The organism is Massilia sp. CFBP9012 (assembly GCF_034045115.1).
GTDB lineage: Bacteria > Pseudomonadota > Gammaproteobacteria > Burkholderiales > Burkholderiaceae_D > Telluria.
Genome location: NZ_JAXCWM010000016.1, coordinates 56,476 through 68,617 on the forward strand (window position 1 = coordinate 56,476; position 12,142 = coordinate 68,617).

9 protein-coding genes are annotated in these 12,142 nt (G+C 65.1%); 4 read left to right on the forward strand and 5 right to left on the reverse strand.

Going from position 1 to position 12,142, the window contains the following annotated elements; translation table 11 throughout:
• Both SOM61_RS22980 and SOM61_RS22985 read left to right on the forward strand, forming a co-directional pair.
• Complete coding sequence (locus SOM61_RS22980; RefSeq protein ID WP_320476234.1) at nucleotides 1-3,582, forward strand: ABC transporter permease/M1 family aminopeptidase; 3,582 nt, start codon at nucleotides 1-3, stop codon at nucleotides 3,580-3,582.
• A gap of 42 nt (nucleotides 3,583-3,624) precedes the next feature.
• On the forward strand, nucleotides 3,625-3,831 hold the full coding sequence (locus SOM61_RS22985; RefSeq protein WP_147936576.1) for an addiction module protein: 207 nt from the start codon (nucleotides 3,625-3,627) through the stop codon (nucleotides 3,829-3,831).
• A 96-nt stretch (nucleotides 3,832-3,927) separates the two neighbouring features.
• On the opposite strand, the gene SOM61_RS22990 is transcribed toward SOM61_RS22985, so the two are convergent.
• From SOM61_RS22990 to SOM61_RS23005, 4 genes are all read right to left on the reverse strand, one after another.
• A complete protein-coding gene (locus tag SOM61_RS22990; RefSeq protein ID WP_320476235.1) occupies nucleotides 3,928-6,600 on the reverse strand; it encodes a DNA topoisomerase III in 2,673 nt (890 codons plus the stop codon).
• 278 nt (nucleotides 6,601-6,878) lie between these two features.
• Entirely contained in the window at nucleotides 6,879-7,337 is a 459-nt protein-coding gene (locus tag SOM61_RS22995) for a Smg family protein (protein ID WP_123070803.1), read from the reverse strand.
• 213 nt (nucleotides 7,338-7,550) lie between these two features.
• Complete coding sequence (gene dprA, locus SOM61_RS23000; RefSeq protein WP_320476236.1) at nucleotides 7,551-8,696, reverse strand: DNA-processing protein DprA; 1,146 nt, start codon at nucleotides 8,694-8,696, stop codon at nucleotides 7,551-7,553.
• Nucleotides 8,697-8,704: 8 nt separating this feature from the next.
• A complete protein-coding gene (locus SOM61_RS23005; protein ID WP_320476237.1) occupies nucleotides 8,705-9,835 on the reverse strand; it encodes a LysM peptidoglycan-binding domain-containing protein in 1,131 nt (376 codons plus the stop codon).
• Nucleotides 9,836-10,142: 307 nt separating this feature from the next.
• Here SOM61_RS23005 and def point away from each other — a divergent pair, with 307 nt between their 5' ends.
• Nucleotides 10,143-10,682, forward strand: coding sequence for a peptide deformylase (gene def, locus SOM61_RS23010; protein ID WP_320476238.1), 540 nt, complete (start codon nucleotides 10,143-10,145; stop codon nucleotides 10,680-10,682).
• Between the two features lie 5 nt (nucleotides 10,683-10,687).
• A complete protein-coding gene (gene fmt, locus SOM61_RS23015; protein ID WP_320476239.1) occupies nucleotides 10,688-11,635 on the forward strand; it encodes a methionyl-tRNA formyltransferase in 948 nt (315 codons plus the stop codon).
• A 211-nt stretch (nucleotides 11,636-11,846) separates the two neighbouring features.
• On the opposite strand, the gene SOM61_RS23020 is transcribed toward fmt, so the two are convergent.
• The gene (locus SOM61_RS23020) at nucleotides 11,847-12,077 is read right to left on the reverse strand and encodes a BrnA antitoxin family protein (protein WP_320476240.1); all 231 of its coding nucleotides are present in this window, start codon (nucleotides 12,075-12,077) and stop codon (nucleotides 11,847-11,849) included.
• Nucleotides 12,078-12,142 lie beyond the last annotated feature (65 nt).

The following is a 12,142-nucleotide window of genomic DNA, read 5'->3' on the forward strand; positions in this document are numbered from 1 at the left end:
GTGCGCGCCCTGTTCGTCATCGCCCGCTTCGAAGCGGGCCAGCGCCTGCGGCGGCTCTCGACCTGGGTCTATTTTGCCGTCTTTGTGGCGCTCGGGATGCTGTGGATGGCCGCCTCGGGCGGCGCGTTCCGCGACCTGGTCGTCTCCTTCGGCACCCGGGTCCTGGTCGACGCGCCGCGCCAGATCGCGATCGCGACGGCGCTGCTGGGCAGCCTGGGCACGGTGATCACGGCGGCGGTGATGGGGCGCGCGGTACAGCAGGACTTCGAGCACGAGATGCACCACTTCTTCTTCAGCGCGCCGCTCAGCAAGGCCGACTACGTGTTCGGCCGCTTCCTCGGCGCGTTCGCGACCCTGGCGGTGATCTTTTCGGGCATCCTGGTCGGGCTGTGGCTCGGCACCTTCATTCCCGGCATCCCGCCCGACCGCCTGGGCGGATCGACGGCGTCGGCCTGGATCAAGCCCTACCTGTTTACGCTGCTGCCCAACCTGTTCATCTTCGGCGCCATCTTCTTCGTGCTCGCCGCCCTCACCCGGCGCATGCTGCCGGTGTACGTGGCCGCCGTGGTCATGACCATCGGCTATACCGTCGCGCCGTCGCTGGCGCGCGACCTCGACTTCAAGACCCTGGCCGCCCTGATCGACCCGTTCGGCACCACCGCCCTGTTCCTGCTGACGGAGTACTGGCCGCTGGCCGAACGCAACCTCAATCCGATCGACCTGCAGGACGTGTACCTGATCAACCGCCTGCTGTGGTGCGGCTTCGCACTGCTGGCGCTGCTGCTCGGCTACTGGCGCTTCCACTTCATCGGCGAGCCCGATGTGCACTCGCGCGGGCGCAGCCAGGCCCAGCCCGACCTGCCGGTCGAACTGTCGCAATCCGCCCGCGACACCACCGCGCAACCCGATTTCGCGGCGCGCAGCCTGGCGCTGCTGCTGTTCAAGTCGGCGCGGGGCGAACTGCGCGAGATGACCCGCAACGTCTACTTCGCGGCGTTGGCCATTGGCGGCATACTGACCCTGGTCGTCGGCGGGATCGACCTCGACGCCCTCTACGGCGTCTCCACCTATCCGGTGACGTATATGGTGCTGGAGCTGATCCGCGCCGTGTTCGGCCTGTTCATGCTGGCCGTTACCATCTTCTATGCCGGTGAACTGGTCTGGCGCGAACGCGAGACGCGCGTGGCCCAGATGCTCGACGCGCTGCCGGTGCCGAGCTGGCTGCCGCTGGCCGGCAAGACCCTGGCCCTGGTCGGCCTGCAGGCGCTGCTGGTGCTGCTGGCCATGGTCACCGGCATGCTGATCCAGCTGTTCAAGGGCTACTTCCAGCTCGAGCCAGGGCTTTACCTGCACGCGCTGTTCACCATCCTGCTGCCGAACTACGCGCTGATCGCAGTGCTGGCGATCGCGGTGCAGGTCATCGTCAACCACAAATACCTGGCCAACTTCCTGATGATCGCCTGGCTCGTGGCGGCGATCCTGCTGAACGGCAGCGGCCAAAACCATCCGCTGCTGCTGTACGGGGTCTGGCCCGACCTGACGTATTCGACGATGAACGGCTTCGGCCACCAGCTGACGCGCGAGCGCCTGTATCTGCTGTACTGGAGCGGCGCGGCGCTGATGCTGCTGGCGCTGGCGCGCGCGCTGTGGCCGCGCGGCGTCGACGACGCCTGGCGCGAGCGCCTGCGCCTGGCGCGCCGCAACCTGACACCAAGGGTGCTGACTTGCTTCGGCCTGGGGCTGGCCGTGTTCGCGGGCGCCGGCGGTTTCCTGGCCTGGGAACTGTCGAGCGGCGGCTACCTGACCCCATGGCGCAGCGAGCTGCTGCGCGCCGAATACGAGAAGCGCTACCACGGCTTCGCCCGGCTGCCGCAGCCGCGCATCGTCGACGTCAGGCTCGACGCCGCCATCCATCCCGATCGGCGCGCCCTGCACGTCAAAGGCAGCTACCGGCTCGAGAACCGCAGCGGCGCGCCGATCCGCGACCTGGTGCTGTACCAGCAGCGCGGCGCGCAGCTCAAGGCCAGCTTCAGCCAGCCGGCGACGAGCGTGACGATCGAGCCCGATCTCGGTCTCTACCACTATCGCCTGGCCACCCCGCTGGGCCCCGGCGCACGCCTGGACTTCGATTTCGAACTCGACTACGCGCCGCGCGGCCTGCTGGGCCTGGGCAGCGACACGCCGGTGATCGCCAACGGCACCTTCTTCACCAACGAGGTCATGCCGCGCATCGGCTATCAACCCTCGGTCGAACTGAGCGACCCGCGCGACCGGCGCCGCCACGGACTGGCGGCCCGACCGCCCATGCCGGCACGCGACGACCCGGCCGGCCGCGCCCATCACCACATCGGCGGCGACGCCGACTGGATCGGCTTCGACACCACCGTCAGCACGAGTGCCGACCAGGTCGCGATCGCGCCCGGCACCCTGGTGCGCGAATGGAACGAAGGCGGACGGCGCCACTTCCGCTACAAGATGGACCGTCCGATGCTCAACGCCTATGCCTTCCAGTCGGCGCGCTACGAAGTGCGCCACGACCGCTGGCAGGACGTGGCGATCGACGTCTATTACCAGCCGGGGCATGACGTCAACGTCGAACGCATGATCCGCGGCGCCCAGGCCGGACTGGACTACGGCGCGCGCCATTTCGGCCGCTATCCGCTGCGCGAACTGCGCATCGCCGAATTCCCGCGCACCGTCCGCAACACCCAGTCCTTCTCGGGCCTGATCCCGTTCTCGGAAAGCGCCGCCTTCATCGCGCGCGTCGATCCCGGCTCGCCCAAGGACCTCGACTATCCGTTCTACGTCAGCGCCCACCAGACCGCGCGCCAGTGGTGGGGCCAGCAGCTGGTCGGCGCCGGCACCCGTGGCGCCACCGTGCTGTCCGGGAGCCTGGCCGAGTACACGGCGCTGATGGTCATGCGGCGCGCCTACGGCGCGGACAAGATGCGGCGCTTCCTGCGCCATGACCAGGAAGCCTATCTGGTGGGCCGCGCCCAGGAACAGGAAAAGGAACTGCCGCTGGCGCACAACGAGAACCAGCGCTACATCCACCAGCGCAAGGGCGGCCTGGCGCTGTACCTGCTGCAGGACATGCTGGGCGAGGACGTGGTCAATGGCGTGCTGCGCGGCCTGCTGCGGCAATACGCCTATCGCAGCGCGCCCTACCCCACCGCGTCCAGCCTGGTCGGGGCCTTGCGCGCGGTGACGCCGAAGGACAAGGCCTACCTGATCGACGACCTGTTCGAATCGATCGTGTTCTACGAGAACCGCGCCGCCAGCGCTGTAGCGCGCCGCCGTCCGGACGGCAAGATCGAGGTCACGATCGACGCCCACGCCGGCAAGCTCTTGATGACGGACGTGGGCGAGGAACAACCGATGCCTTTGAACGACTACATCGAGTTCGGCGTGGATGATCGCAATAGCAACCCGCTGGCGCGCGAGCGGCGGCTGGTGACCCAGGCCACGCAGCAGCTGACCCTGGTGGTCGATGGCGTACCGGGACGCGCCGGCATCGATCCCGACAACAAACTGATCGATCGCAAACCGAATGACAATATGCTGCCAGTCGACAATCAATAGTTCTCGCGCTATGATCGAATCAAAATTATAGGAGAGAGCATCATGTCCAACGCCGTCGCAGAAATCGCCGAACGACTCAAGTTGCTGAGCCCGGCCGAGAAACAGGAAGTCATGCAGCTGCTGCTACAGGATATCGACGGCCCGGACCAGGACGCCGATGAAGCGTGGCGCAACGAAGTGGTGCGGCGCGTGAAAGCGATCCGCAATGGCGAGGCGGCGATCCTCGCGCTGAAGGAATGGCAAGAATAAGCATCGCGCATCGCTGATGCTGGAATGAAAAAAACCGCGGCGAGCCGCGGTTTTTTTACGCCCGGACGGGGTGAACTACCCCCGCCATCTACGCGCTTACTTTTTCGCGGCGGCCGCGGTCGCCTTCTTGGCCGGCGCCTTCTTGGCCACTGCCTTCTTTGCCGCCGGCTTGGCGGCCGGCTTGGCCGCCGCCTTGCGCGCCGCCTTCACCGGCGCTGCCGCGCCATCGGCGCCGTCGGCGCCCGTCGCAGCAGCATCAGCGTCAGCAGCAGCTGCCTTGCCCTTGGCGGCCGCGCCCGGCTTGGCCTTGCGCTCTTCGAACTCGAAGCTGATCTTGTTGTCCTTGCCACGCACCAGGAAGGCCTTGAATGCACGCCGGGTACGCTGGGACACGAAGCCCGGCAACAGGTCGGTCTTGCCGTCGTTGAGCAGCTTGGCCATCTGTTCCGGCAGGATCTCCTGCTGCAGGATGATGCGTCCGCTGCGGAAATCGCAAGTCTTCGGCTTGGCCACGCTGTGCTCGCAAACATAAGCGAGCGGCATTTCGTACACACCGCCGTTGCACTTCGGGCAAGGGCCGACCGGGGTCTGGCCGGTGAAGTCGACGCCTTCGCCTTCTTCGCCTTCGTCATCCTGGCCAAAGTCGAACTCGAGCTTGAAATTCTTGATGTCTTCATCGCGCACGATGCGCAGGATGGCGGCGAACGGACGGCCCATCTTGGAGCGGAAGCCCTGCAGCGGACCGATGGTGCGGTTCTTCAGCAGTTCTTCGACTTCCTCGATCTCGAACTGGCGGCTGCCCGGCGTCTTGCTCATCGAGAATTCGCACTTGGTGCAGGCGAAGCGGCGGTAGTTTTCCTTGACCACGCCGCCGCAGTTCGGGCACGGGTTGACCAGGGTCGCGTACTCGCCGGGAATCGTGTCGTTGTCGTATTCCTTGGCGCGCTTGACGATGATCTGGGTCATCTGGGCGATTTCACGCATGAACTCTTCGCGCGAGATCTTGCCCTTTTCCATCTGCGACAGCTTGAATTCCCATTCGCCGGTCAGCTCGGGCGCCGTGAGTTCATTCACACCCAGGCCGCGCAGCAAGGTCATCAGCTGGAACGCTTTCGCGGTCGGCATCAGCTCGCGCCCCTCGCGCAGCAGGTATTTCTCGGTCAGCAAGCCCTCGATGATGGCCGCGCGCGTGGCCGGCGTGCCCAGGCCCTTGCCGGCCATCGCATCGCGCAGCTCGTCGGAATCGACCAGCTTGCCCGCGCCCTCCATCGCCGACAGCAGCGTCGCTTCGTTGTAGCGCGCCGGCGGCTTGGTGACCAGGCCGTTGGCCGTGATCTTGTCGGTCAGTACCTTCTCATCCTTGGCCACCGGCACCAGGTTGGCGCCGTCCTTGTCGTCGCCCAGGTCTTTGCCATACACGGCCATCCAGCCGGGGTTGGTCATGACCTTGCCCTCGGTCTTGAACTGGTGGCCCGAGACTTCGGTGTAGCGGGTCGTGACCAGGAACTCGGCGGCCGGATAGAACACGGCCAGGAAGCGGCGCGTGACCAGGTCGTACAGCTTCTGTTCAGGCTCCGACAGGTTCTTGGGCACGACGCCGGTCGGGATGATGGCGAAGTGATCCGAGATCTTGGTGTTGTCGAAGATGCGCTTGTTCGGCTTGACCCAGCCGTTCTTGCTGATCTGCTTGGCGAACTGGTTGTAGTTATTGGTATCGGCCAGCGAGCCCAGCGTCTCCTTGACGGTCGCGATGTAATCTTCCGGCAGGTGGCGCGAATCGGTACGCGGGTAGGTCAGCACCTTGTGCTTTTCGTACAGCGCCTGGGCCAGGCCCAGCGTGTTCTTGGCCGAGAAGCCGAAGCGGCCGTTGGCCTCGCGCTGCAGCGACGTCAGGTCGAACAGGCCCGGCGCCATCGAGGTGGTCGGCTTGCTTTCTTCGGTAACGTTGCCCTGCTTGCCGCGGCAGGCGGCCGCGATCGAATCGGCGGCGGCGCGGCTCCACAGGCGCTCGGCGCGCTTCTCGGGATCGTTCTCGTCCTTCTTGAACTTCTGGTCGAACCAGCGGCCTTCGTAGACGCCGGCGGCGCACACGAACTCGGCGCGCACTTCCCAGTAGTCGCGCGGCACGAACTTCTTGATCTTCTCTTCGCGCTCGACCACGATCGACAGGGTCGGGGTCTGCACCCGGCCCACCGTCGTCAGGTAGAAGCCGCCCTCTTTCGAGTTGAAGGCGGTCATGGCGCGGGTGCCGTTGATGCCGATCAGCCAGTCGGCTTCGGAGCGGCAGCGCGCGGCGTCGGCCAGCGGCAGCATTTCTTCGTCGGTGCGCAGGTTGTTGAAGCCTTCGCGGATCGCGTTGGCCGTCATCGACTGCAGCCACAGGCGCTTGACCGGTTGCTTGGCTTTCGCGTTCTGGGCGATCAGGCGGAAGATGAGTTCTCCTTCGCGGCCCGCGTCACATGCGTTGATGAGGGTGGTGACGTCCTTGCGCTTGATCAGCTTATTGAGCACCTTGAGACGCGATTCGGTCTTGGCGATCGGGTTCAGCGCGAAATAAGGCGGGATCATCGGCAGGTGGGTGAAGCTCCACTTGCCGCGCTTGACGTCGTGTTCTTCGGGCACCGCGATCTCGAGCAGGTGGCCGACGGCGGACGAGAGGACGTATTCGTCCGATTCGAAGTACTCATCGTGCTTGGTGAAGCCGCCCAGCGTCTTCGCGATATCGTTCGCGACCGACGGTTTCTCGGCGATGATGAGGGATTTGGTCATAGTGATTCTCGTCGTGCTATCTATATAGTGTGGGCTTGCGCATCATACATGCTCGCAGCCGGGCCGGTGAAATTCCGGCCATAGTGTCTGATTGGTAACTGTCAAGATGAAGCGGCCAATGATAAGCGCGTTATCGCGCTCCCTGCAAGTACACCTTGCGCTACAGGACGGTGCGATGCGCACCGCATGCCGCCTCTTCGCTGCCCAGAAATGGGGCGCAAGAAAAGCAAAACGGGGCGTCAGCCCCGTTCGATGGATGTTGCGGTGTGGTACGCCGCTCAGTGCAGCAGACGCGGTTCCTGCTCGTCGTCGTCGCTGAACAGGTCGTCGAACATCAGCGCGTCCGGTTCCTTGCCCTGGCTCCAGAGCACCATCAGCACGATGATCTTGAGCTTGCTCAAGGCGATGGGAGACTCGTCGCAGGCCAGTGCGCGCTCGATGACGATCTCGCGCTGGATGGGACCGAGCACCTTGGCGCTTTCGAGGAAGGCGATGAAGCCGATCGCGGCGCTGCCCAGCTCGATATATTCTTCGTCCACGTAGTAACGCATGCCGGTGGAGGCATCGATCGTTTCGGGCAGCGGCGCATCGGTCAGCCCAGTCAGCCAGTCCAGCGCTTCCGAGATTTCGATGTCGTCGAAGCCGACGGCGGACAGTTTGCGAGCCAGGGCTGCCGGCTCGGGGCAGGCGTCGGGACGGTAGTACGTCTCGTAGAGATAGACCAGGATGTCGAACATAGTGACGCTACTGTAGCAGCTAAACTTCGTGCGGCACAAGTAGAGCGCGCCTGTCGGGCTGCCTCGCGGAAAAAACGTTGTATCGAAGCCTTGTCCAATCAGCCAGCTTACCAAAAACGATTAAAAACAAGAACATACAATTCGCAAACTTCGTTATGCGAAGCATAGGTAATCTATTAAATGTGCATCCGAACGGCCTTATTTGACGTAGGCCTAATGCCAGATGCGCTGCACCCTTCCACCCGGTAATTGCGCCACCAAACCGGCCAGTTCCAGGCCCAGCAATCGTCCGCCGAGCTCGCCCGCATCGGCCCCAAGACGCTCCAGCAAATCGTCGAGCGCGACCGGTTCGTGACCCAGCGCGGCCAGCAGATCGGCGTCTTCTTCGGCCGTGTCGCCGGGCCCGGCATCCCGCTTCTGGCTGCATTCTTGCGCGATGGCCGCCAGCGGCGAGACCTTCATCGCCAGCAACACCTCGTCCACCGTCTCGACCAGTTGCGCGCCATCCCGGATCAGGCGGTGGCAACCCTTGGCCAGTGCTGAGTGGATCGAGCCGGGCAAGGCGAACACTTCCCTACCCTGCTCCGCCGCCATCTGGGCCGTGATCAGCGAGCCGGACTGGGCTGCGGCCTCGATCACCAGCACGCCGGCAGCCAGGCCGCTGATCACGCGGTTGCGGCGAGGGAAATTGGCGGCCAGCGGCGGCGTGCCCAGCGCGTACTCGCTGAGCAGGCAACCGTGTTCGGCGATACGATGAGCGAGCTGCCGGTTGCGCGCCGGGTAAACGCGGTCGAGGCCGGTGCCGACCACGGCGATGGTGGCGCCTGGTCCACGCAGCGCGCCTTCGTGGGCTGCGGTGTCGATGCCCAGCGCCAGCCCCGAGACCACGCACAGGCCGGCCCCGGACAGGGCCGCGGCAAAGGATTCGGCGTCGAGCTTGCCCTGCACGCTGGCGTTGCGGCTGCCGACCACGGCAACCAGGGGCCGCGCCAGCATCTCGATGCGGCCGGTGGCGTACAGCAGCAGCGGCGGATCGGGGATCTCGGCCAATGCCGCCGGGTACAGCGGATCGTGGAAGGTGAGCAGGTGGTGGCCGGGCTGGTCCAGCCAGGCCAGGGTGGCCTCGACCAGGGCCGCCAGGGCGGGCGTGACCGGCGCGCACAAGGCGCGTGCCTGGCTGGCCGACACATGGGCCGCCAGCACGCCTGGCCCCGCTTTGAAGATGGCGTCGGGCGAGCCGAAGGCCGACAACAGCGCATGCGCGCTGCGGCAACCCACCCCATCCGCCTGTTCCAGGCGCAGCCAGTCGGCGATCAGGGCGGCGCGTTCGGCAATGGGATGGGTTTCCGTGTCTTGCACGGTGCTGTTTACTCCGGTGATTTGGCGACGTCGCCCACCTGCACCGGCGCCGTCACCTGCATGACCAAGCCGTACGAGACGTTCTTGAACACGCGGAAGATGAACAGGTTGCCGTATTGCTCGTCGGGCAGTTTCAACCCCTGCCGGCCCAGGCCCAGGAAACCCCGACTCGCTGGATCGGCCACAGTCTTCCCGAGATGATAGAGCTGCAGCACGGCGCCGACATCGAGTCCGTCAATCGTGCCCCGATTGACAGTGACGACCTGGCTCTGTCCGGCGTAGGTCACGCCCGAGTAGATCGACATGACGCGGCCGTCGACCGCTTGCAGCGGCGCATGCGGCACGTAGTTGCGCACCGGCGTCGGCGGCGCCGGCACCAGCAGGTCGCCCACGCCCATCTCCTGCACGGTATCGACCACCTGGAAGGTGTGCACGTCGACGCCGGGCGCGGCCGGCTTGAGCAGCTTGACGGTGCCCAGGTAGGCGGCTTCGTGCGCCAGCACCTGGCCGGTCTGCGGATCCCGCAGCGCGGTGCCCGGACGGAATACCTGGAACACGCTCTCGCCTCCGATCTGCCCGTGCACGTAGACGCGGTCGCCTTCGCCCAGGTAGACGCGGCCTTCCTGCGAGGCGGCGATGCGCGGCGCGCCCGCCAGCTCGTCGGCCTCGACCACCAGCGGCTGGGTCAGATAGGGTTCGATGGCGCCTGCGGGAATCGCCGGCACGGCATCGCGCGCCAGGCCTTCGCTGCGCACCTGCGGCGACAGGCGGGTCAGCGGTGGTGCATCGCGACCGTCGCCGGCGTCAAGGCCGCTGCCGGGACGCTGCAGGCTCAGGCGGCCGCGTTCACGGTCGAACCAGATGGTCTGGCCCGGATAGATCCAGTGCGGATTGCGGATTTCGTCACGGTTCATGCCCCAGACCTGGGGCCAGCACCATGGGTTGCGCAAGAAGGCGCCAGAAATATCCCATAAGGTATCGCCCTTGACCACGACGTGCTTGTCGGGTGCGTCCGGGCGGAAGCTGCAGGCGGCAGTCGCGGTCATGGCGGGCACCGGGGTCTGGGCCGAGGCGGCAGCGGCGCATGCGAACAACGCCGTCGCAGCAGCACGGGCCACGACTGTGCTAAAATTTTTCATTGAAGACGTCCGTTTAATGCGGCGTAAGATTAAATGATGCCGCCAGATTGCAGCTGCATCCAATGCAGGTCATGATGCTGAACAGGCCGCTCCGTCATCCGGCCCGGCCGCAGCCTGAGATAGCACGACGTACCGCTCCCCGCTCACGGAAGGGTTGCTGTATAGAATCAAATTCTGCACACAAATCCCTGAACTAGCAAGCAAACCGAGGTCTGCGCGCCAGGGCGTGTGGCGGGATTGCGTCCTGTCTTGCCTGCCAGCCAAGTACCCGTTCAACCTAGACAACTCCACCGACATCCGATCCGATATGGCACTTCTCGACATCCTCCGCTACCCCGACCCGCGCCTGCACAAGGTCGCCAAGCCGGTCACCGAATTCGGTACCGAGCGCCTGCGCAAGCTGGTGGCCGACATGGCGGAAACCATGTACGACGCACCCGGCGTCGGCCTGGCCGCCACACAGGTGGACGTGCATGAATGCGTGGTCACCATCGACGTGACCGAAGCACAAGAACAGCTGATGGTCTTCATCAACCCCGAGATCACCTGGGCCAGCGAAGAGCGGCAGGTCTATGACGAAGGCTGCCTGTCGGTGCCCGGCGTCTACGACGGCGTCGAGCGCCCGTCACGGGTCAAGGTGCGCGCGCTCGACGTCGACGGCAAGCCGTTCGAGGTCGACGCCGATGGCCTGCTGGCCGTGTGCATCCAGCACGAGATGGACCACCTGATGGGCAAGGTGTTCGTCGAATACCTGTCGCCGCTCAAGCGCAACCGCATCAAGGCCAAGCTGCAGAAGGAAGAACGCGGCCAGCAGCGCGACGCCGCCCAGCGCGCCGCCCGTCGTTGATCCCGATGAAAGTCGTCTTCGCCGGCACGCCCGAGTTCGCCGCCGTCGCCCTGCGTGCCCTGCACGAGGCCGGCTTCGAAATCCCCCTGGTCCTGACCCAGCCAGACCGCCCGGCCGGCCGCGGCATGCAGCTGCAGGCCTCCGCCGTCAAGCAGTATGCGCTGGCCCACGGCATGCCGGTGGCGCAGCCGCTGTCGCTGCGCATGGATGCCAAGGACCCGGAGCGCGCGGCGCAAGCCCGCGCCGCCCATGAACAATTGCAGTCGATCGACTACGACGTGATGGTGGTCGCGGCCTATGGCCTGATCCTGCCGCGCAGCACGCTCGACATCCGCCCCTGCATCAATATCCACGGTTCACTGCTGCCGCGCTGGCGCGGCGCCGCGCCAATCCACCGCGCGATCGAATCGGGCGACCTGGAAACCGGCGTGACCATCATGGAGATGGAAGAAGGTCTCGATACCGGACCCATGCTGACCATGGAGCGCTTGCCGATCGACGCGCTCGACACCACCGGCAGCCTGCACGACAAGCTGGCGGCGCTGGGCGGGCGCATGATCGTCGAGGCGCTGCGCAAGCTCGAAGCCGGCGGCCTGCAGGCCGTGCCGCAACCCGAGGAAGGCGTGACCTACGCGGCCAAGATCGGCAAGGAAGAAGCGAAGCTCGATTTTTCCCTGCCGGCCGAAGTGCTGGCGCGCAAGGTGCGTGCCTTTAATCCCTTCCCTGGCGCGAATGGCGTGGTCGATGGCGTGGCGGTCAAGTTCTGGTTTGCCGAAGCGGTTGACGGTAGCGGCGCACCGGGCGCGGTCTTGCAGGCCGACGCGGGCGGCATCGTGGTCGCTTGCGGAGAAGGTGCGCTGCGCCTGAACGAATTGCAGAAGCCTGGCGGCAAGCGCCTGAAGGCGGCGGAATTTCTGAAAGGCTTTTCGCTGGCGGGGTTGACGTTCAGCTGAGGCGCCGCCAACGCTTGAGAAATCGTTTTCAAAAGTACGTCGTCCCCGCGAAGGCGGGGACCCAAGTTTTCAAGCGCGCCACTTACATTCATTTAAGTGGTGATGCGAAGGACTTGGGTCCCCGCCTGCGCGGGGACGACGTTTTTAAGCTGACGACGAAGACGACGTTATCGCTTAACGAAGGTGGCGCCGCTCTGACGCCACAGTCGAATTATTCTGCCTGCGACGTACGCTGGGCGTCCATGTGCTCACGCAGTACCTGGTTGATACGGGTCTGGTAGCCCGGACCTGCACCCTTGAACCATTCAAGCATATCCACATCCAGGCGGATCGTGACGATCTGTTTCACACCGTTGCTGGCGACTTGTGACTTCGACGACATTGCTGGTTCCGGGTTGCGGTCCATAGCTTGATCCCAATCCGGTTGGTATTCTTTGTTCATGCGGTTATCCCATCTTTACGTTCGCCACTCGTGGAGGCGGACCTTGATTGTCGTCTCGCCATGTA